The organism is Acaryochloris sp. IP29b_bin.137, assembly GCF_028285745.1.
Classification (GTDB): domain Bacteria; phylum Cyanobacteriota; class Cyanobacteriia; order Thermosynechococcales; family Thermosynechococcaceae; genus Acaryochloris.
This window is the reverse complement of record NZ_JANQOP010000324.1, coordinates 1-22,361: the sequence shown is the minus strand read 5'-3', so window position 1 is coordinate 22,361 and position 22,361 is coordinate 1. Positions and strand designations below refer to the sequence as shown.

Annotated in this window: 12 protein-coding genes; 5 read left to right on the top strand and 7 right to left on the bottom strand. The window is 49.4% G+C overall.

Features of this window, described 5'->3' with window-relative positions; all coding sequences use genetic code 11:
- The first annotated feature begins 249 nt into the window (after positions 1 to 249).
- Both argJ and Q0991_RS22300 read left to right on the top strand, forming a co-directional pair.
- On the top strand, positions 250 to 1,467 hold the full coding sequence (argJ, locus tag Q0991_RS22305) for a bifunctional glutamate N-acetyltransferase/amino-acid acetyltransferase ArgJ (RefSeq protein ID WP_299492725.1): 1,218 nt from the start codon (positions 250 to 252) through the stop codon (positions 1,465 to 1,467).
- A gap of 103 nt (positions 1,468 to 1,570) precedes the next feature.
- Entirely contained in the window at positions 1,571 to 3,463 is a 1,893-nt protein-coding gene (locus Q0991_RS22300; protein WP_299492724.1) for a serine/threonine-protein kinase, read from the top strand.
- Positions 3,464 to 3,533: 70 nt separating this feature from the next.
- Here the strand turns inward: Q0991_RS22300 and Q0991_RS22295 are convergent, their stop codons facing one another.
- On the bottom strand, positions 3,534 to 4,385 hold the full coding sequence (locus Q0991_RS22295; RefSeq protein WP_299492722.1) for a sulfurtransferase: 852 nt from the start codon (positions 4,383 to 4,385) through the stop codon (positions 3,534 to 3,536).
- A gap of 93 nt (positions 4,386 to 4,478) precedes the next feature.
- Here Q0991_RS22295 and Q0991_RS22290 point away from each other — a divergent pair, with 93 nt between their 5' ends.
- The 3 genes from Q0991_RS22290 to Q0991_RS22280 all read left to right on the top strand — a co-directional run bounded on the left by Q0991_RS22290 (position 4,479) and on the right by Q0991_RS22280 (position 6,391).
- Positions 4,479 to 5,180 carry a LuxR C-terminal-related transcriptional regulator gene (locus tag Q0991_RS22290; RefSeq protein WP_299492720.1) on the top strand — a complete coding sequence of 234 codons (702 nt, stop codon included), beginning with the start codon at positions 4,479 to 4,481 and terminating at the stop codon, positions 5,178 to 5,180.
- Between the two features lie 44 nt (positions 5,181 to 5,224).
- Positions 5,225 to 5,713: an ester cyclase gene (locus tag Q0991_RS22285; protein ID WP_299492718.1), complete on the top strand. Its 489-nt coding sequence runs from the start codon at positions 5,225 to 5,227 to the stop codon at positions 5,711 to 5,713.
- A gap of 246 nt (positions 5,714 to 5,959) precedes the next feature.
- The gene (locus tag Q0991_RS22280) at positions 5,960 to 6,391 is read left to right on the top strand and encodes a pentapeptide repeat-containing protein (RefSeq protein ID WP_299492716.1); all 432 of its coding nucleotides are present in this window, start codon (positions 5,960 to 5,962) and stop codon (positions 6,389 to 6,391) included.
- 98 nt (positions 6,392 to 6,489) lie between these two features.
- Here the strand turns inward: Q0991_RS22280 and Q0991_RS22275 are convergent, their stop codons facing one another.
- The 6 genes from Q0991_RS22275 to Q0991_RS22250 form a co-directional block, all read right to left on the bottom strand.
- Entirely contained in the window at positions 6,490 to 9,621 is a 3,132-nt protein-coding gene (locus tag Q0991_RS22275) for a GEVED domain-containing protein (protein ID WP_299492715.1), read from the bottom strand.
- Positions 9,622 to 10,410: 789 nt separating this feature from the next.
- Positions 10,411 to 12,120 carry a right-handed parallel beta-helix repeat-containing protein gene (locus Q0991_RS22270; RefSeq protein ID WP_299492714.1) on the bottom strand — a complete coding sequence of 570 codons (1,710 nt, stop codon included), beginning with the start codon at positions 12,118 to 12,120 and terminating at the stop codon, positions 10,411 to 10,413.
- 122 nt (positions 12,121 to 12,242) lie between these two features.
- Complete coding sequence (locus Q0991_RS22265; protein ID WP_299492713.1) at positions 12,243 to 16,190, bottom strand: TonB-dependent receptor; 3,948 nt, start codon at positions 16,188 to 16,190, stop codon at positions 12,243 to 12,245.
- Positions 16,190 to 17,722 carry a hypothetical protein gene (locus Q0991_RS22260; protein ID WP_299492712.1) on the bottom strand — a complete coding sequence of 511 codons (1,533 nt, stop codon included), beginning with the start codon at positions 17,720 to 17,722 and terminating at the stop codon, positions 16,190 to 16,192. The genes Q0991_RS22265 and Q0991_RS22260 overlap by 1 nt, the downstream gene beginning before the upstream one ends.
- A gap of 239 nt (positions 17,723 to 17,961) precedes the next feature.
- Positions 17,962 to 18,522: a hypothetical protein gene (locus tag Q0991_RS22255; RefSeq protein ID WP_299492711.1), complete on the bottom strand. Its 561-nt coding sequence runs from the start codon at positions 18,520 to 18,522 to the stop codon at positions 17,962 to 17,964.
- Positions 18,523 to 18,632: 110 nt separating this feature from the next.
- Positions 18,633 to 21,224: a hypothetical protein gene (locus tag Q0991_RS22250; protein WP_299492710.1), complete on the bottom strand. Its 2,592-nt coding sequence runs from the start codon at positions 21,222 to 21,224 to the stop codon at positions 18,633 to 18,635.
- Positions 21,225 to 22,361 lie beyond the last annotated feature (1,137 nt).

The following is a 22,361-nucleotide window of genomic DNA, read 5'->3' as shown; positions in this document are numbered from 1 at the left end:
TTTCGTCTCCTTTGCATTGATCGAAGGAGACTTTTCTACCGCGGGATAGGTTAAACCTGACGAGTCCTGCGCTCAAAGCGCAGGCTTAGAAATGATAGTTAAAACGTGTCGGTTAAAGCCGCTTGGATTTGCATAATACTGGCTTGAAACCCCATATTGAAGCCCTTTAGAATAGAGCGTTAAGCATAGGCTCGTTAAATCATTGCCTACGCTTGCTGATGCAGTCCCTAATGGGGGTAAGGAAGAGTAATGGTAGATTGGCAGACCATTCCAGGAGGGGTAACCGCTCCCCAGGGATACCGCGCAGCAGGTATGTCAGCAGGCTTGAAACCTTCAGGGGCCAAAGATTTGGCCCTGATTGTTTCCGCTGTCAAAGCCCATGCGGCTGGGGTATTTACGACAAACCGAGTGAAAGCCGCCTGTGTGACCTATAGCCAAGACCGGATTCAAACCGGTCCCACTGAAATTCAGGCGATTCTGTGTAATTCAGGCCAAGCAAATGCGGGCACTGGTCCCCAGGGGGATGCGGCAGCACTCGCCCAAGCGAAGAGCGCAGCTCAGACCTTGGGACTCGCCCCGGCAGCAATTCTGATTGCTTCGACTGGGGTCATTGGTGAACAAATTCCCGTTGATAAAGTGGAAGCCGCCATGCCCCAACTCGTGGAACAGCTTTCCGACCAGGGGTCTGATCAGGCTGCCCAGGCGATTATGACCACTGATTTGGTGCCGAAAACCGTTGCCTTAGAAACCCAAATTGGCGGGCAGCCGGTTCGGGTGGGGGGGATTGCAAAAGGCTCGGGCATGATTCATCCCGATATGGCGACCTTGTTAGTGTTTGTCACCTGTGATGCCGAGGTAGAGCCGACCTTATGGCAGCAAATCATCGGGCGGGCAGCCGATCGCAGTTTTAACCAAGTGACGGTAGATGGTGATACCAGTACGAACGATATGCTGCTGGCCCTGGCGAATGGCCAATCTTCTGCCCCAGCCATTCAGGGACCTGGTCCCGAGGCGACGCAAGTAGAAGCCCTGGTGACGGAAGTTTGTCAGCGGTTGGCGCAAAAAATTGCCCGGGATGGCGAAGGAGCAACCTGTTTGATTGATGTGCAGGTTCAAGGGGCCGTCAACGACACCGGAGCCCAGAAGATTGCCAAAACCATTGCCGGGTCAATGTTGGTGAAATCGGCTGTGTTTGGCCGTGATCCCAATTGGGGGCGGATTGCGATGGCGGCGGGTCGGGCAGGGATAGACTTCGATGCAACACAGCTCCATATTCAGTTGGGTGATTTTGTGCTGATGCATCAGGGCACGCCGCAAGGGTTTGATCGGGGGGCAGCTAGCCAATATCTCCATCAAGATCCTGTGATTATTCAGGTCGGCGTTGGTAATGGACCAGGGAGGGGCAGTGCTTGGGGCTGCGACCTCAGCTATGACTACGTCAAGATTAATGCAGAGTACACCACCTAAGCCCGACCGGGTTCGACCTTATCCCCTGCTTTAACGTGATAGGTTTAATCGCTTCCTTGGGCTCAATAAGTAAATAGCATCCTGAAAGAAACGATTATCCCCCATGTCCTCCACTCGCTATCGCATATTAGGGCAAGTTGGACAGGGTCAATTTGGTCGCGTCCTCTGTGCAGTGGATCGTAACTCTGGGCTGCTTGTCGCCCTCAAAGCCCTCAATAAGCGGGAGTTGCCCACCCGTGTTTTTTTGCGAGAGTTGCGGATGTTGGCCAGTTTGCAACATCCTAATATTGTGTCTGTGCAAACGATTTCCTATACCGCCAAGGAACGTTACCTAGTCATGGACTACTGTGAAGGGGGAACCCTGCGCCATCTCCTTTTGCATCCGGTTCACCTCAGCCTAGAACAACGTTTGCAGATTATCATTGATGTGCTGAAAGGGCTAAGCTATGCCCATCAGCAGGGTATTATTCACTGCGATCTGAAGCCAGAAAATATTCTGTTTACTCACACCGAAGCAGCGAGCATCGCCAGAATCACTGATTTTGGTATTGCCCGCTTAGTAGAAGAAGCCGGATACGGTGTGGTGGGTCAGGGGGATACCGGTTCTCCCGCCTATATGGCTCCCGAGCGATTTTACGGTCAGTACTCCTATGCTTCTGATGTGTATGCGGTCGGGGTTATTTTATTTGAATTAGTGGTCGGTAGACGACCCTTCAACGGTCTTCCAGGGGAGCTGATGACCGCCCATCTTAGTCAATCTGCACCAATCCCCAAAGCGGTCCCCTTTTTAATTCGCTCCATCCTCAAACAAGCCTTACAGAAGCTACCACAGAAACGCTTTAAAAGCGCAAAAGCCATGCTGGAGGCGGTAGAGCTGGCAGCAGATGTTTTAGCCTCAGAAGATCCCATCCATCGGCTGGCTCCCAGTCAGCAGTTATCCCAGGATTCTCTAGTTCCTGACATTCGCCAAGAGACCTTTCCCAGTCCCTCCTCCTTCCGTTGTTTACTTGTCCAGGACAATCAACTGTATTTGGGGCACTTCAATCAGGTTATATCTCGGACCTATGTCGCTCATTTTTTAGATTCAGGTTCCTATCAAGAAAAACAGTGGACCTTTTCTCAACCGGTAATAGATTTATGGGGGGATGGTCAGCAAGCTTGGGTGCGAACGATTCAAGGGAACACCCACCGAGTCCCCTCTCGTCTTTACGGTTTATCCACTAAAAACCAGTTATCTGCTCAACCGCGAGCATTGCCAACCCTTGAAGTTTTACCGGGGATGGATTGGGGTCAAAATAACAAGATGGGCTGGCTACCTAATCACCGCTGGATTGCCCTGACGTGCAGTCAACAGTCCTATGCTACTGAACCGGCCCCCGAACTGGGACATCAAGCTATCTTGCAAATATATCAGTGGCCACAGATGCAGCCCGTACATCGGGCAATCCTCATTCAAAAGCCCGATTGGCTGTTTATCCTTGATGCACGTTATGGGGTCGCCATTTCTGCTGGCCCGAGTCAAAGTCAATTTCAAGGCTTTACCCGCCGAGGTCAAGCCTTTTCGACATTTTCAGTGCCCATTCCTTTCCGCCAAATTACCCAAAACATCGCCAATCCCTATCAATTGCTCGCCATATCCACCAATCCATCGGGGGTGGGCTACATCGTTGATCTGAATCCTTGGCGCTTAACCCGAATTGCCCTGCCATTCCAACCGGACCAAGTCATTGCCACAGCATGGGGATATATCTTGCTATCGGCTGACCAGGTTTTGCTCCTGGGTCCCATGGGGCAACCCTATTGCCAATTTAGAATCCCCTTAGACCCCACCGAAAAAATCACGGTGGCCGTGGGGGCTGGCCCAGGTCTTCTGATCGGCACTCAGCTAGGAACCTCAGCTCGGCTATACACCATTGATCTGCGATCGCAATTAACCGACTGGCAAAGCAAGCCGGCAGAGAGCTGGCAAAACACGCCATCTAGCCAAACAGCCTAATCTCAACAGGGCCATTCCCAACAAAATAGGGATGGAGCCAAACAGGATGGCTATCACTCCTTTGCTAAAGCTAAAGTGGGGTGGTTTGCGATCGCTGAATCGGTACATTCGGTAATCGACTCCACTCACGCCAAGAGCCATCATAATTGCGCACTTGGGGATAGCCCAGCAAATATTTCAAGACAAACCAAGTATAGGCAGAGCGCCCACCGATGGCACAGTAGGGAAAAATCTCCTTATCTGCGGTAATCCCCTGTTGTTGGAAGAGAGCCTGTAGCTCGTCCGCCGACTTGAATGTCCCATCTTCGTTCAGTGTCCTGGCATGGTCTAGATGAACTGCGCCAGGAATATGTCCCCCCACTTCACCGCCCTGAGGTGGTTCCATTAGGTATATGTCCCCCGCAAACTCTGCCTGTGTTCTGACATCTAGCAGGACTTGATCCGGCCTGTCTAGCGCCGTGAGAACTTCGGCAGACAAGACTCGTAGACTGGCATCCGGTGCTTCTAGCGGATACTCTGTTGCGGAGACGGTGGATAGCTCCGGGATGACGGGTCCCCCTGTAGCGATCCATTGCTGATATCCTCCATTGAGTACCTTGATGTTGTGATGACCAAACAGCTTGAATAGCCAAAACATAAACGCACTCGTGCCGGGGTAGCTGCCGTAGGCAACAACAGTTGTATCCGCGGTAATCCCAGATTTGGACAGTAATGAGCTGAAGACAGTTGGATCTAAATTGAGGGACATGTCTGGCGTCATTAGTTCTGTGCCGATATGCCAAAAGACTGCCCCTGGAATATGGCTGTTGCGGTAGGTTTCAGGACTCATAGCAACTTCAAGGATGCGCAGATTGGAGTCCTGGAGATGGGCCATTAGCCATTGTGGATCGACTAAAACTTCGGGATGGGCGTACTGGGACATGGGCGGTACCCTCATGGAAAGAACTACCGCTAAGATTACAGAAATGAGCCACTTATACCCAGTCCTCGATCGGGTACTCTTTGAGGCACTGTGATGATCACGATTCAGGCATTATTTTCGTCCATTCACCAAGCCCAGACCGAACAAGCGTTGCGACAACAGGTCATTCCCCTGTTAGGACAATATTTTGCCAGTACCCGGCAAGGATTCTTCTTCTTCGATCAGCTTCCTTTCATCGATCCTCAGCTACAACCGGTGATGAACCGAGCGCTTTCCATTGACCATAATCCCGTCATCCGATATATCACCGAGCGTCACGCCCCGGTTCATGAATCGTTGGTGACCTCTCCCAAGGTCTGGCGAATGATTTGCCCCCGTCTCGATCACTGGCATGTAATGGCAGGCCCTCTGGTAAACCAAGGACAGTTGGTGGGAGCTGTGGGATTTACTCGGGAACAAGCCAAACCCGCCTTTGATACCCAAAATTTAGCCGATTTGAGTGCCATTTGTTTGCATCTGTCGACTTGGGTGGCTACAGTCAAACACCAAGGGCATCCCCAGAAACGTGAATGCCTCACCCCCCGTGAATTAGAAATTGCAGAACTGGTGGCGTCGGGGTTAACAAATGCAGCAATTGGTCGTGAACTATGGATTACTGAAAACTCTGTTAAGCAAGCGCTCAAGCGGATGTTTCGGAAGCTGGAGGTGTCGTCGAGGGCTGAGTTGGTTGCCCAGCTCTTTACGTCTACTAGACTAGATTCTGGACTGAACGATAACCTCAGTTTTAAATCCTAAATCAGGAGCCGTTCGGCTCAGCAGGACTGTGTAAGAGCAATTTCATGAGTATTATCCGTAATAAACGACAAGTCATTGAGTTCTATGCTGCTTTTGACAACCGCCAGATTGATCAAGCTCTGGAGATGTTAGCCTCTAACTTTGTCGCCCATATGGCTGGAATGCCAGAGCCTTTGGATGCTGAGGCATTTAAAGCCTTTGGGATGACCTTTTACGCTGCCTTTACGAATAGTCACCATCAGTTTGAGCAAGTGATTGCCACTGAAGATCAAGTGATTACCTGCGGGACATTCCATGCGACACATCTAGGCGGATTTCAAGGGCTACCCCCTACAGGCCAAAGGATTAAGCTAGATGTGATGCACATTGACCGCCTAGAGCAAGGCGAAATCGTCGAACATTGGGGGCAGGGAGATGCTTTGGGCTTGATGCAGCAATTGGGAATTGTGTTTTTACCAGGGCCTAAATTAGTCCCCACGTTGTTGAAATATGCCGCGTCAAATGTGCTGAAAAGATTCCCCAAGCATTCATAGCCAGCCGTTTAAAAAATTATTCATATTGATAACGGATAAAAAAGCGATATTGCTCAGGATCAGTAAATGTTGAGGATTGTTATGGCTGTGTTAAAAGTATCAACATTTCAGCCCCGCTTACCTCTTCCGTATGAGACGATCAAAAGGTAAGGATACGAGTTTTTACCGTATTGCCAACTAGCAACTCTCTCCCTAGTCGTGCAATCGCACATCTTAGGGAAGAGCAATGCTAAAGGAGGATAAGCGATGAAACGTGCACTTTTAGTGGCTTTTGCATTCCTCACCCCTCTACTCTGGGCTCGTCCTGTTCATTCGGCTGACCCTGAGCATGTACAACAGCTCTTAGCCACCAATACTTGCCCAGGATGTGATCTGACCGAGGCCGATCTACGCCAAGCCCACCTGATTGGAACGGATTTGCGGAATGCCGATTTAACGGGTGCTCAGCTGCAAGAAGCGAATTTGGAAGGAGCCGATTTAACTGGAGCGAGTCTCAAACAAGCTGATTTAACGGATGCTTTTCTCACAAATGCCAGTCTTAATCTTACCCATTTGGATTCCGTCAATTTGACCCGAGCCCGACTCTATAATGTCGAAGCTCAAGGCGCGGTTATTGCTAACATCAATCTCACGGATGTCAAGATGTGGGGAACGCCTATTAGCGTGGGTGGGGAATAGCTGCTCAGGCTCCAGATATAAAGTCCAGTGGCTTGTGCCTCATTCTGTCAATGGGGGGCGAGGTTTGGAGCGAGGTTTGAACCCTTGTCTACAACTGATTATTTCACCCTCGCCCGGAAGCGCACAGCCCCAAAAGAAGTCTTTGGAATACCCGCACTAGTGGCGTGGGGCAAATTTCCCAGTTCGACAACGATTGCTCCATTATCTTCGTCTTGAGCGGCTGCACCATTACAAGCTGCTGGTAGAGCAGACCCAGGTGGATAAAACCGGGCAATGTCACCATCGGCATTGTTGGAATAGGAAAAAATATCACCATTGTATTCAACGACAATTCCTCGATTGGCACCGACTCCCCCATTAGGTCCAGGTGTGACAGAGTTGAAGGCATCTGGGACATAGCTTTGGAAGTCAGGAACTCGATCGCAAATCTGAGTATTCACAGCATCTATATTCCCTGTTGAGAGGAAGTAAATGGTGTATTCAATTTCATCTCCAGGCTTAGTTCGGCCGCCATCTGTCCCACCAATTAAGAAGGTACTGCTATCTTTACCTGTGGTGTTGGGCCATCTATCAGTATCTGGCGGAGTAGGAGGTGTCGTTGTTTCTATCGTATTGTCATCGTATATGTAAGCTTCCTCTTGCTTATAGGCAGCTAAATCATCACCGCCATTACTGTTGGTGCTGCCGTTGATCCGGGTAATGCGTTTAACTAGCAGCAAATTGGGATTAAAGGGTGGAATACAAGGGGGTAAGTTGAAGTCAACGGCGTCTAAAAAGTTTCCGGTTCTGATATCGCCGTTGGCGGTAGAAACCGCCCTAAATTCAATGCGAGTAACATACTGGTTGGCTGGGACGGTGTAGCTGCCATTGTAAAGTTGCCATCCTTCGTTAGGGTCGTTGACGTTATTGCCAGAGTTGAATGTCCCTTGACTGATGGTGGTTCCAGGCGGACCAAGACGAAATTCCATGGTATCGTTGCCAGTTCGGCCCCGATGGGCAAACTGCCAGCCCATCGTTGCCCCTGGCGTTGTCACTACATCCTGAAACAGGATGCCATCTTCTTCTGCATTAATTTCAGCATGCTGTCCCCCCTCAAAGGCATCAAAGGGATCTTGTCCACCGCCATGTTGAGACTGCCAAATTTCAATATCGTCCAGTGGTGGAGTGCTCGTACCCGCAAAGTTCCAGCCAGGGACATCGGTTTCGTTGTATTGGCGAGATAGGGTAGGGGTACTGCCGAAGGAATTAACCGGAGTGGGTGTGCCCTGGGAAATATCCAACTGCTCAAATTCGCCATCTACTAAACCTGTGACAGCACAAGCATTGATATCTGAGACGGGGGCAGCAATATTGACTTCATAATCTTCCACTTCCCCGTCTGTGGCAGATCCCGTTGGTCCAAGGTCACTCTGGCTGCTGAAGCGGAAGCGAGCATAAGTGGGACCATGCAAAAGAGTCACGGCTGGGTTGAAGGAAAGGCTATTGTTGCCTGCACTTAAGTTTTCATTAGTGAAAATCTGCTCACCCGGATCATCAAAGTCACCATCTTGGTTATAGTCAATCCAGGCATTAAGAATGCCAGTGTCGGAGGCAACGACATCAACAGTATTGCTAATCCCCGCCTGCACTACATGAACGGTATTTGGGAAGCCGAGAGTAGGGCTAAAGATGACCCCATCTTCGTCATCAGTACCGTCACCATCATCTCCATCAGCCCCATCACCAGCATCGCCACCGAGCTGCGTATCTGCTTCACCATCAGGAACTACACTTCCTAAATAAAGACTGGGAGAAATAGTATGGCTGGCATCGGTGTATGAATCAGGTGCATCCCCAAAATCTTCTGGAGGGGCTACAAGCTGAACAGGAGTTGGATCATTCGTACCACCAGAACCATTCTCATTCCCTGGCCCTGGATTTGAACCATTATCTGACTGATCAGAGACTGCAACCCCACCTGCAACACCAGAAACAGTTGCTTGGTTTTGCAAGGTTAGAGGAAGTGTGACTCCTCCGGGTGGAGTGTAGGTAACATCAAAGGTGATAGTGTGCTCAGCTTTGGGAGCGAGGCCCTGCCCCGCAGCCAACAACTCTGTTTCAGAGTTACCATCAAAACCGTTGGGATTGGGTGTCAACGTCCCTGTATTGACATTGGAGACTGTAAAGTTACCTGCTCCAAACACCGCTGCTAAATCATCCGTAACTTGCAGATCAGTGATTGGGATTTCGGGAGCTGTGTTGGGGCCTTCATACTGATCATTATCGGCCTCTGCCGCTGCCAGCACAGCCTCTACTTCTGCTTGGGTGGGCAAGTTGTTGACAACACGCAGTGTATAAGTGAAATTGTACTCACCCGTCTGGTTGTCGAAGGAGACAGGACCAACTTCCTTCGCAATTCCAATGGCCTGACACCCTGCTGATACTGAGAAGCCCGCCCCTCCGGTACCAATTTTATCGAGTTCAACTCGACTTACAGTCCCCAAAAAGTCAACCTGAAAGCGTTTTTCTAGCTGGTGTGGCGAACCATTAATTTGAGGACCAACATTAAATCGACCCACCCCATTGATTTGATCTGCAGTGATCGTGCCGGTGGTTGTGGAATTGCTAAAAGAAGAATTACTAGCCATAACAGCCACACCGCTGGGTGGAGCCCCTGCATGACTACCAGTGACAAAAAAACCTTCTTGGCTTAAATCGACATCCACAAACACCCATTGCGAATAGAAGAGGGGTTCAGAAATAGTAACCACTGAATCGTCATTTTCATCATGAATAATTCCAAAGGCTGGAGCATTAGTCCGTAGACCACCCCCGACACCCGCAACATCGGTGACTGTCATAACAATCCCGCCTGGCTCTGTTTGTGCAGTTCCCGCAACAGTGCCATCGGCATTCGGATTGACTAAATTCCAATGGTCAAAATAAGTCGGAGACTCACAGTAGGCTGTGGGATTCGGGGCAGGCAAAAAGCCAACCGGTTGGTTAACTGGACTGGTAGTTGGATTTTCTAGAGCTAATGCTGTTCTTAGCTTAAGTAGAGGTGACAAGATAGGAAATGAGAGAACGCCCACCATACCCAAGCCCACAAGAAATCGAGTTGCAAGTTTTTGAGGTTGAGTTTGATGGCTTACATCAGCCTGCTTCTCCACAACCCGTGGTTGTACGATGGATGTTCTTCGATTAATCAGCAACCCACCCAAACTTGGGAATTGAGGGTTCAACGTACTCAAAGTTCTCCACCAAAAACAGGAGTTTGCACTAGATTTTTGAGGGTCGTGGTGGATAGGCATTATCTTCTCGGGTTCAAGGGACGACTAAGGGGGAAGGAAACAGCAGAAACTTGATCTCAACAGACTTTCACTGCTTTCGCAATAACTCTAAAAAGCTTGAAACAGCCCTGGTTAGGCGTAAAATCCACTGACGAAAGAGCGTTGACTGTATGGGTTAATGCACTTGGTTAGATTTGATGAATGCCATGGATTAGAGATGAGTTTATAAGTCTCAAGCCAATTAAATAATTTATAACTATATAAAAACGAGAAACATATCAGGCGACCGCTAGGTAAAATGTACGATAGTGGAGGCTTGGTTATATCTAACCTCTCAACTTATTTAGCCCAAATTTATTGAACGATTACATTTTTCAAGCGTTTGTAGAATAAAATCACTCCTTTTCTAAAAGAAGTTTTCTATAGTCACCTACTCACAATAAACTCCTGGCAATACTCTCCAAATAGTAGGGAAGCTAAAATATCTGAAATTTTGTTTGTAGCCCAAAACTTGCTGTTTTGGGGGGAAGCTTTTTAAATGCTTAGACTTGTGAGGGTCATCCCAAGGGAGATGTAACGCATAGAGCGACATAGACCTAGAACCTGTTTGCGCAACACTTAGTTGATGTTGCAACGGCGATTGTAGAACAATGTCTTTTTCCCACGGACCAGGACAACAGTGGAAACAGCTTGCTTACTGAGTTTTTCACTCGACAGGTTGTTCGCTTACCTATTTGCATAAATAGTTTCTTAATTAAGAGTTGATATTACAATATTCTGAGCGGGCTCTGACGTTCCGTAGTCGGGATGAATTGCGATCGCACTGAATCGATCGCCTGGGTTGGCTTCCGTTAGGGTAATGGCAAACCGTCCATCTTGATCGGCCTTAACCATAGTGACGGGTTCATTTAAAGGACCATGAGTGCCCTCCTCCATCACCTTATACAGCACAATTTCCGTCCCCGGATCAGCGTCTCCATCCAAGTTAACTGTCCCATCCATTAAGTAGAATTTAGAGCTGAGAAACTGCGGCGTATTGATACCTCGGTTGGCTGTATCACGCTTTCGTTGGTCCGAATTGCGTAAGGGATTGGGACCATCCCCTACTTGGTAGTCTTGCACTCTAGTACTGGATTGAGCCGCTAAGTCCACGCGGTTAATGGAGAGGCGGGAGAAGCGGTCCAGAAAGCGGTTGTCGCGAGCAATCAAATCAATGCTGAGACCCTGCACATTAGCAAAGCGATTGTCGAGAACAAAGTTTCGACGGCTATCGGGATAGGAGGCAATCACAACGCCAGGCCCCGGTTGGTCTTCGATGGTGTTGTTAATGACATGATGATTGCTGCCCATCAGCAAGACCGCTGCCCGACGCAACCGTTGACCATTGTCTGCAATCAGATTTTTCTTAATCATGACTGAGCCTTCGGGCTTAAATAGATAGACTCCGCTACCTGCATTCTGTTGAATTTGATTGGCGTGGATCTGAGTACCATCAATATCGCCTTCTAGGCGAATCGCATCCGGCATCCCTGCTAAACCATTTTGCTCAATGCGATTGTGGGCAATTTCCGTTTGCTTTGCTCGAACGCTGGTAATCACTGCACTACCGTCGTGATGGGCAATCCGATTATTCAGAATCCGTGTACCAAGGGCGTTATAGATAGAAACCCCAAAAGCAGATCGGGCAGCAGTGGGGGGTGTGCCCTGGGGCGTAAGTCCCAACCAGTTGGCCTCAATAACAATGCCCTGGGGGGGGATATCCCGCTGATCGTTGTAGGGATAGACCACTTCAGGACTCTCTTCTTTGAGGCGCTTAGAGGGTAAAAACCGATGCGCAATAAAAATATCCGCAGGGGGGGTAGTAGCGGTGGTTTGATGCGTAGATGTAAAGCCATAGAGACTCAACGCCCGGACTTTGACCTGATCGGCTGCTAGGGTTAACCCCCGGAATACCTCTGCCTCAGCAGCAGGGGTAATCGCGACAATCGGCGCAGGAGAACCCACTTCCGCCTTAGAGAAGGCATAACCTGCTTGACTAGATCCATCAATCAATAAGCCGGGATTGGTAATAACAGGCAGCACAGATTGGAGGCGAATGGTGGTACCGTCACGGGGTAAATCAAACTCAATACGGCTATGGTCTGGGCTCGACGTCACCTGAGCTTGCTCTGCTTCACTAAGGTCTCCCAGATTAAGCGTGCCGTTGGTAATGGCGATCGCTTCTCGCAGCGTTACACCCTCATCTGCTGTAATTTCACCATCCTGATTGCTATTGACGACTACACGAACGGGGGCAGGACTGGGCTGAAGTGTTTCTGCCTGGGCAGCACAGAGCAATCCGAGCCGACAATTGCTCAGAAATCCAGAAGCTGCAGCTAGGGAGGTGAATGCAGTCCAGGCAAGGACTGTTCCAGAGAACCAATGCCAGTGAGGAGATAGATAAGTGCCGCGAGATTGCATAATTACCTCTTGGGGATACAAACTAGGTCGAGAAATTTTAGGTATAAAGTCATTTAATAGGTCAGAGATATCCAGTAGCGATCAGCCCGTAACCCTTTCAAGCGACAGGCTGATTCAATCGACTAGCGGATGACCTTAACACTAGGCTGAGTTTGAGAGGCCGGACGAGGGTTAGCAGGTGCCGCCTCCACTGGGCTTGATTTGGCCTTCACGCGTTTAGGGGCCGAGGCCGAGGCTTGCTCCACCTTGACCGCTTCGGGCGCAGACTCTTGCTGCTGCGGTGGAGCGACCTTATTGCCAAAGCCGAAATCCTTGAACAAGTTGTTGTCCAGCTTCAGGGTGACGCCAAAGTAAGGACCGCTGGCTGAGCGGGAGTTGCCTAAGTCGCGATCGCTCACGTCTCCAAACGCATACCCTGCTGATAGCCGCAAGTTGGGATTGAGATAGTAACCGACTTCGGCCGCTGCACCCACCTCATTAAATCCAGTGCTGTTTTGCCGAATCCAGCGGACTTCGCCGCCAATATCCCAGCGATTACTGAGCCGATAGGTGGCTCGTAGCTGCGCCAGCGAAATGCTGCTGGTGCCAATTAAATCCTGGGCTAGGAAAGATTTGCTGTGTCGCCAACCAAACTTACCGTATAGTTCCCAACGCCAGTTGGGGGCATAAATGGCCTCGGCAGAGAGCAGATGATCGGTCGTGCCCGTACCACTACCAAATAGAATCGTATCGGGAATCGTGGAAGGATTCTCTCGATACTCATAGCGAACTAGGGCATTGAACTTGTCACTATCGGGGTTGCGATAGGCCAGCCCCACTTTCAAATCCCGAGTGGTTCCCAGGCCAGTTAGGGTTTGGTTAGATGCACTGGCCTGCTGATAGCTGGCCAGCACCGTCAAATCGCGAGTGGCTCTGCCCAAGGCATTGGCTGAGATAACCGTATTGGTCCCTTGAGGCGTATCGCTATATTCTAAGCGCGCATTTGCCTGAAAATCAGGGTTGTCTGTATAGGCCAAGCCGACGCTAAAGCTATCACCGGGCGTTAAGCCTAAAGCCGAAGCGCCTGAACCCAGGGCAAAGGGCTGAGCAAACTGTTGGCTAGCTGCGGTTTGCTGCAGAGAGGTGTTGAACACATGCTCATAGGAGAAATCTGCCCGCAGACCGGGGGCGATAGTCAAGCCCTGTTCAACCCCAAAATAGCCCGCCATTCCTAAATCACCCGTCATCGAGAATTGGCCCCGCAGGGTGGTATCGGTGGAAAACGTATGTTGTCCAGCAATATCCAGGCTAGTAATAAAGTCATCGTCAAACTGGCCACCCGTCAGGTAAGTATTATTGAGGCCAATCGAGATGCCGGGATAGACCTCATATTCCAGACCCACGGAAGTGCGGTTGGGGTAAATCGGATCTACTTCTGAGGAGAGGGTAGTCTCATTGAGAGCCCGTAAAGTCAATTTTCGGGTGATGGGAACCCGGACGGTGCTGCGCAACTGGTCAGAGCTAATTTCGTCACCCGTGAGACGGTCAGTGCGATCGCGATGGACATAGTCCAAACTTACTTCTGCATCCCCAATCCGCTGTAGCACCCCTGCCGTAATAGTTGTCAGGGAATTGTTAACCGGATCAACGGGGGTAGGGGCAAACCCTGGCTGAATCAACTCTTCAAACAAATCCAAAGGACGCGGGGCCACCCCGAAATTATCCTCGTGGTCATAGCTGGCCCGCAGTTTGGTGTTCTTGGTGACCGATGCTGCAATCTCAGCCCCATAGCGGGTTTGTCCTGGCACAAAGCTGGTGGTCGCATTGTTGGAAAACCCCACATCAGCCCGTCTGAAATAGGCCCGCCCAGAAATATCCTTCGTCGGATTCGCTTCAACCTCAACTCGATAGGCATCCCCACTGACGGGAGTGGCAAAATCTAGTGAATTGGTAGAGTGGGCATATTCTGCGATCAGGTAATTCTCTTTGCCAAAGGAAACAAGTGCGTCTGCGCCATAGAGTTCGAAGTCTTGACTACCCCGATTTTCCCGGAGATAGGTGGCACCAATCCAACTTTCCTGATCCAAATTTCGGGAAAAGGTGTACTGGGCTCGCCCCCCAAAGGTGTCAGTATCGGCATTCTCACCTTCAAACTGGTAGGTGGCGACAATTCGACGGACCAATACGAACCCATTATCATCGACATCGGTACGGAGAATGGGGCGCTGAAATTTCAGAGTGCCGCGATCATAATCCACGTCATAATCAGCCCCCCGGCTCAACCGTTCCCGCTTCAATACGGTGCCGGGACGATTGAGTTCTTCTAGCTCCAGAAAAACCTCTTCACTACCAGGGACCAACAATCGTCGAGACAAGAAGTAAAACCCACTGGTCCCATCCGGTGCAATTGTGTCCCGCTGGAACCCTTCCGTGTTATTGCCATAGAGCGCCGTTAGCTGCAAATTACCTATGTTGTAATTGCCCTTAAAGCCATGTAATGAGCGACTGGTGGCGGTAAACAATTGGGAAGGCTTGGCAAGCTCTTCCGTGTGGTAATCTCCCCACATAAAGTAATCACTGCCTGCACCGGGTACCGGTGAGGTCCGCTCTAACCGAACAAACAGATTATCCGTAGACGGTGCCGTCACATCCGTGATGGAGTTATCCCCGTAAGTCGCATAGTTGTTGTAGTCACACTCGGACCCCGAGGCCTTAAATAAGGTAGATTCTCCGTTGCAATCTTCATTGAGGGGCCGTGCACTATTAAATGCACCCGTCAATAACCAATCGCCAATGGAGGTAATCCCAAAGGCCTGAGCACGGGCATCGACCTCATAGCTGTTATCCCCATCAATGGGTAGGAACTCCCGGAAGCTATCGTAAAAGTTGGTGCCTCGACGGCCAATGCGGACATCCACGGCTCCAGTTAATAGGGCTGAAGGGCGGATGGGAGTGGAAAATTGAAACTGGTGGAATCCTTCCAACTTGGCGGTGGTGGCTCGAATCCGAACGACCCCAGCATCAATCCCAGATTGCAAATCAGCAGTGAATTTCCCATCAATGGCTTCAACTTGAAAACCAGGAATATCGGGTTTGTTATCCGTACCGATAAATTTCCCTTCCGTTGCTTCCAAAGTAACCACCGCATTCCAGTTAGACTGGTTTCCGTGTTCATCCTGGAGGAAACCGACAACCTGAGCAGTAGATCGGCCATCGGCTGGAACTTTGCTTTGAGTGGTTCGCACCTTGATCTGGGCGGGTTTCCCAGGAACTTCTACCTGTACGGTTGCACTGGGAGTCTTTTTCCCCACCTCATTGACCGTGATGGTATTCACACCTGCGTCCAGAATTACCCCATACCAAGTTTGTCGGACGCGTTGAGTTTCAGAATTGGTCTCGGTCCGGCCCACCTGGGCTACATCAACAACCTTGCCATTGACGCGTAGCTCAACGTTTTGTTGAGTACCAAATTCAATAATGACTGTAGTTGCAGGTTTATCCACGACACTTCCCGGTCCGGGGGTCAGAATTGAGATGCCTGAGGCTGGCATAGCAACGGGCGCTTGAACTGTTGTGGAAGACTCCGTCGAGAGGCTAGAGGGTGCCTTATCTTGAGTAATGGGCGCGTCTGAAGTTTGAGTAGCCTCTTCAATTTGAACCGTCGGGGTTGGCATTGCAGGCTGTGTCTTGGAGGATGTCTCTCCAGTCACTTCTTCTGCAACAACCGCTTCCTTAAGAGCAGGTTGCTCAACACTAAGCTGCGTATCTTGCTTCAGGGGATCAGAGATTACATCTTCTGAAACAGAGGTACTCTCCGTTTCTGTCGCTACAGCCTGTGATCCACTCGTTGTTGTTTGAGTCGCCTCAGGAATCACTGAGCCAGCAACTGATTCTTCAACCGGTTCCTGAGCTGTAGGAAATTCAGCGCTGCTGACAGATGGCTCTGCTACACTTAAAGTCGATTCATCTGCTTGCTGAACCTTTTCAATCACTTGGGCATTGACTAGATTCGGGGTTAAGGCCACACTGGTCCCGGCAACAATTCCAAGCAGTCCAGTTTGCATCCACTGAGGATAACGTTGACGTTTCATTATTTGGCCTCCTCCTGGAACGTGGGGGTGACGCCAAAGTTCATACGAACCGTGCTACCAGGGGACAGTTTGACTAACCGTGATGGACTATTACGTTCAATGAAGTGGAGGTTGGGGGCCAAGGTGTAACCGGGCAGCGTAGTTAAGTCCAGCGCACCTGTTCGAGGACCGGGCAGCACGCATTTGACATGAAATAAGCCATTCTCATCCGTTGTGATTCGGTTGCCGTCATCCATCCAGATCACGGCATTAGGAACACCGGGTTCGCCTGGCTGCTGCTCACCGTCAAAGTTTTTATCTACAAACACTCGACCTAAGATGTTGCCGCAGTCTGTGAGAATGCCCGGATTGACCCGAACACGATGTACCACTGGGCCATCTCGAACGCCGAGATCGTTATCGACTCGGAACCCTCGAACAGATGCTGAATTTCTGCCGTCCCCTCTAATTGCGTCAGGGGTCAGTTGAGCGGCATAGACAATGTTGATTGCCCCTTCAAACGGAATAACAGCATCGGTTCTTAGCGACAGATTTAGACCATTTCGCTCAACCGTGATCGGGATCTCAGTATCGTTCAGTGCCCCTCTGACTGAATTGGGTAGCAGTCTAAAACCGGTGGGTAGAATATCCTGAACCGTGATGTTGTCTAACGCGCCATCCGATAGATTCCGTAACGTCAGACGGTAAATCACGGAGTCTCCGGGGGCGGCATTGGCTCGGTCCCCGGATTTGCTAATTTGAATTTGATTGATTTGGCAGAGCGTGGAGGAGAAGTTTAACGCCAGCAACTGCAACGAAATCCGTTCAGCATCACCAATGGTGGTGACTGTCTCTTCAAAGGTTGTGGCCCCTTCTGCTGCAATCGGTAAACCGTCTAATGAGGTCGCAGTGTAGGTAACCAGATTACGGTTCCCGGCGGGGGTGATAGAGGTAATGGTGAGGCGAACACGTCGTTGGTTGTAGATGGATGCAGTTGGTGGCGTCACGACTAAGATGTAGGATTGACCCACTCCAAGCTGTCCCCGATTGGGATCTAATAAGAAGCTGTAGGTTCCCTGATCCTCATTACTGAGTTGAAAGGGATTCGTGTTAGATCCGTTCGGGTTAATTCCTAAGGGAATGCTATTGTTGGCAATATCTGGAACTTCAGTGCGGGTTAAAGCGACCAAGCCACCGAGTTCGGATTGGGTCGGGTCGGTTGGATCGGGGTTGTAGAGACCAACGGTGAATCCGGTGTAATCATCCAGTGGGGCTCCCCCACAGCCAAGAACACGTCCTCTTGGGTCAAGTAAGGAGGGGTTCAACACATTTGCGATTGGATTGGTATAGCTTTCAATCAACGTGTTGGTGTTGGGGTTTGTGTAGGAATAAGAAGCAGTATTTTTCAGTAGGTCTCTAGTATCTTCTTCGGCAGTTTGAGCCCAAGTAACGGCAGAACTCGATAACAGACTGCTGAGAATCAATGCTGAAGTTAGAGTACGAGCCCACCTGGAAAAGGGTCGGTTGGGGGAGGGTAAATGAGGCGGTCTCACGGGAGATAGCTCCTCTGGAACAATTGGGGTAAATCGCTAACGCTGATCAAGGTTGGACAACGTTGTTTTTCAGGTTCAAAACGTTGTGATCAAGTATTTTTGGGTATAAGAGTCCTATCAGGCCGCGATTAGAGCCTGAAGGATGTTTTTTTGCCAAAGAAGGTTAGAGCTTAAAAGGCAGCTAGGCGCTGTTGGAGCGTCGTAAAGGTGTCACAACGCTCCAACAGCGCCTATATCCATTACTGGACGGCTACTTCATAGACTGCTTTAACCGAAGCCATAGGCGCCAAGGATTCGCTGAAATCCCACTGGACATGGGTGTAAGCTTCAGCAGGAGCAGGCTCTAAAGCTACGGTACCGTCGGGCTGAGTCACTTCAACCATGGGTTGCTCAGAGTACGTCTGGCCCCCATCAACGCTGTAGGTGAGCTTGGCACCATTTGCACGAGCCGATTCCAACACAAAAGCTGTTTGGTTGGGAATGGGCTGATTGATTTTTAGCTCTGCAGCAGGCTTATCACCAGCATTTTCACTAATCAATGTATAGCGGAGTACATCACCAGGGCGGACAGTAACCTCCCCTTCAAGGGCTTGCCAAGTGATTTCTTGTTTGCCTTCAGCATTGGTGGTGATGATTTGCTTCTCTGCGGCGAGAACCAGCTTCACCTCCGGCTGGATAATTTGCTTGACCAGTGCTTCACCAGCCTTTTGCAAGTTGGCTAGCACGGGAGTGCCACTAGCGAAAGGAACGGCCACGGCTACAGCAAAGATACCGAGACCAATAGATAGACGACGTTTCATAATAGAAAAACCTTTTGAATTCAGAAAAATGCGTTAAGAAAATGAGTGTTAGACCGCAGGGAGAGTCAGGAAGTAGAAGCATTCTTGCCTCTACTTCCTGACTCAATCCGTTACTGGACGCGACGACGGAATTGGAACTGACCGGTTTGGCCGGGGTCAACTTGACCCACATCGTTTACATATCTTTCAACTCGTGTGCCGGGGGCCGGGTCGGAAGAGGGGAGGGCAGTGGTACCACCGAAATCAGAGAAGTACTCTACAGTTCCTTGGTCTGCACTGGTATTTTGCTCATGGTCAGTAAAGGCAGCCCAGGTGTTACCAGCGGCAGGATTGGTTGTGGCAGGATTGCTTGCTTCAACAATCTCGAAACCAAAGGCTGTCAGCGTGACATTACCAGTGCCACTAGTAGGAGTTGAAATGTTGTCGTAGGTAATCCGGTACTCAATTTGGTAGCCAGGGCGGACTTCGGTGCCATTGAGGGTGGTTTGGTTATCAGTGAAGGACCGAACAATAACTCCATTCTCATCCAGGATCTGTGCTTCCTTCCTCAACCGCATAAAGCCGGTATAGAGACGCTCAATCGTAATGTTGTTGGTTGTCTCCCCAGTAAATCCAGGATTAGTTGTAGGACTATTATCTGGGAAGGCAATGATGGGGATTGGAATCTCTTCATTGGGAGAAGTTCCAGCAGGTAAATCAACTGTGACGGTATAATCTGCGGTCGTTCCTGCGTTTAAGTCACCAATGTTGACAGGAGTATTTCCACTAGTTAAATCAAATGTGTTGGTAGCACTATCCCAGGTATATTCTGCAGATAGTTCATCACCGCTATTGGGACTTAGTGGTGTTGGATCGTATCCGATTGTCACTACGGTACCGTTGGGGATATCGTCGGGATTGCCAGTATCATCACCGTACTGTCCAGTTAGTAGGCTCTCATCAGCATTTTGTGCCGCAGAAGGAGCAATGGGCTCCAGGGTCACATTTGCAATAAAGCCAGTGCTAGCAGGGTTTTGAACAGTGCTAGTGAAAATTACAGCATCTGGATTGAATGTGTCGTTTGGACCTACACCTGCAGGAACAGGTGTGGTTTGGTTCGTGAAGTCATCGTCGTCGTCGTTGGGACCAGTAGCGCCTGGTACACCCTCAGGACCATTGAGAATGTCGTCACTCCCGGCAGCGCTGCCGATATTAACCACGTTGGCTTCACCACCAGGTCCAGTACCGGTGTTGTTGTTGTTTGTATCTGTTCCCTGAGTGACGGGGTTTGCAACGCCTGTATCTCCACCTGGATTGGGATTATAGTTAGTGCCAGTGGGATCGGGCGGGGTGCCATTGTCATTGAAGTTGTTGGGGTTGTTGTCACCCGACTCGTCATATACAATTTCATTGCTTGGGTCTCCAACCGTTTCACCAAAGACCTGAGCAATGTTGGCAACCTGTCCACCAGTTGCAGGCATGTCTGTATTGGTTCTTACAGAAAATCTAAAGGGAGTGGCAGGGTTGTCTGCGCTGGTCCGAGTAATCCTGTCGTCGGTCCCATTCGTATAGATAAAACCAATGCGGGTAACGTCATTAAGGTTGACAGGTGCGGTTGTTTGCCAGGTCGCAGCAGTTGCTGGCGTGTTAGTAGGTGTAGTGGTATAGACAATCTCCCAGTTGGTAGGAGCAGTAATTGGATTAGAAGTCGTATTAATTAGATCGGTGCGGTCAGGAATAGCGTCAGACACTAGGATCTTAGTTTCTGGATTAGCCCCAGTTCCCCTATCCACCTGAATGGTTGTTCCTTCAAGATCACCAGGCGTAAACGCAGCATTGGGAGAGGTGTTGGAGACTGACACTCCCAATTCATAGGTAATAACATCATCCTGGGCCGTCGGACCATTCGGCTCTAGATTGGTATTTTCCTTCGTTACGGTTGCCAAGGCTAAGGTCCGGACTGAGCTGGCAAAGGGAATGGAATTGGAGGCACTGGCTTCACGCTCGCCGTTGACAGGAGAAACAGTGTTGTCAGCGTCTACCGTTCGAACATCTGCTGTATTCGTATTTCCTGTTGACGGATCTCCGTCACCGGTATCAGGTTGGTTTTGAGTAGAAGGGCTATTATCGTTGGGGCCTGTATCCCCTAAGGTGACTCCGACAGGTGCACTAGCAGGGGTCCCAGCTGCGGGTCGACCCGAAATCCTGACTCGAATGGTGGTATCTGGATCAACATCTGGAATCAATCCGCCTGTAAAATCGCCGATTGGCTGAAATCCACTACCAATGTCAACCTGAACTGCCACATTTGGATTCGCATCCAGATCAAAATTTTGAGTACTGGCGACAATTGAGGCGTAACTTGGAATTCGAATATCAGTAGTTTCATTACCAACGTTGGTGATGTCAAAGTCGAAGGACAGATCGTCACCCGCTTCAAGGGCACCATCATCAGCATCATCAAATCCGGCGTTGGTAACTGTAAGACCAGCAACTTCTGCGACTGTTACAGTGACAGTATTTGATGTTGTATTAATAGGAGTGCCGCCTGGAGTATCTGAATACGTTGCGGTTGCTGTGTTGCTAATCGTTTCTCCTGCATCAGTGCCTGCGGCAAAGGCAGGAAGAAGCGGTTGGGATAAGCCACTCGCTAATAATGCTGCGATGGCCAGAGGACCAAGCTTCCGTGGTCGTCTAGGGGACTTTGGTGTATCGTGAGTCATATGATGTCGTCTTTGAGTTCTTGGTAATGGACAATAGGAAGATAGACATCTTCCGGCAGGGATGAGTTGTGATCAGCCAACGATGTGTTGGTGCTTGACCTTTAGTTTTGAGCTGGACCCTCAAAACTTGGGTTTTATGGCTCCATCTCTGCCTTCATCTCTAAGTGAGATTAATAGAATTAAGAGCATAAGCCAGTGAGCAGAGCAGTGGCGGCAAACTTAGATAGTGTTAGATAGCAACATCTTTGGGATTAGCAGCGCACAGGGTTAGTTAACTTATTTAACAGTCTAGGTTCAGTATGCCCTTTCTGAAATCCGAGATGACACCTAATTCAAGATGATGAACCCAAAATTCATCATTGACTTATTTTTCGTAATCATAAAAATTATTCCACTTAAGCAAAAAATATTTTATGTGTGATCAGCCAAAACGATCTAGTTCAATAAAATATCTATGATGCCTTATTGGAAAAAGAATGGGGATCTATAAATTAAGATTTTTCTATCGTGATTTTCGCTTTTAAATACTTTTATTTTTTGAAAATAAGTGTCATTTTAATAAAATCAAAAAAAACGAAATAAAGCAGCATCAGTATAATTACAGGGAAGTAATGAGATCGTCTAAAAGTTAATCGAAAACCTTAAATCGTATCGGTATAAAAACTTGAAATCTCAGTAATATCACCGATCCCCTTTATATTCGAATGCATATATAAAGCTCTATGACCTACTTAGATAGGGGGATGTAGCCGTTGTAACCGTTAAGCATTGTCAACGCCTCTGCCATCTTGAAATGGAGTGGCTATGGGAAGGGGTTGCATTAGGGAAATTCAGTCTGAGCCGGATCGCATCTGGTAGAGACCTGTGCGCGAATCTTTGCTAGTGAGATGATGCTTGGACTAATCTTAGTGGTCTTAGGGTTCAGTACTGAGCAAACAATGGGGGGACTAGCGCTAGTCCCAACAACAGCGATTGAATCGCTGTGGGGCAAATGTCCATCTTCAGGGGAGTGATGTCTGGATTGGTTCGTTCCTCACGTCTCTTTGGGGATGACAAGGTACTTCAAATCTAGAGTCAGCAGTAGATAGGGCAGTGTGATTTCAAAGAAAATAGGGTGGCCGAAACGACTACCCTATC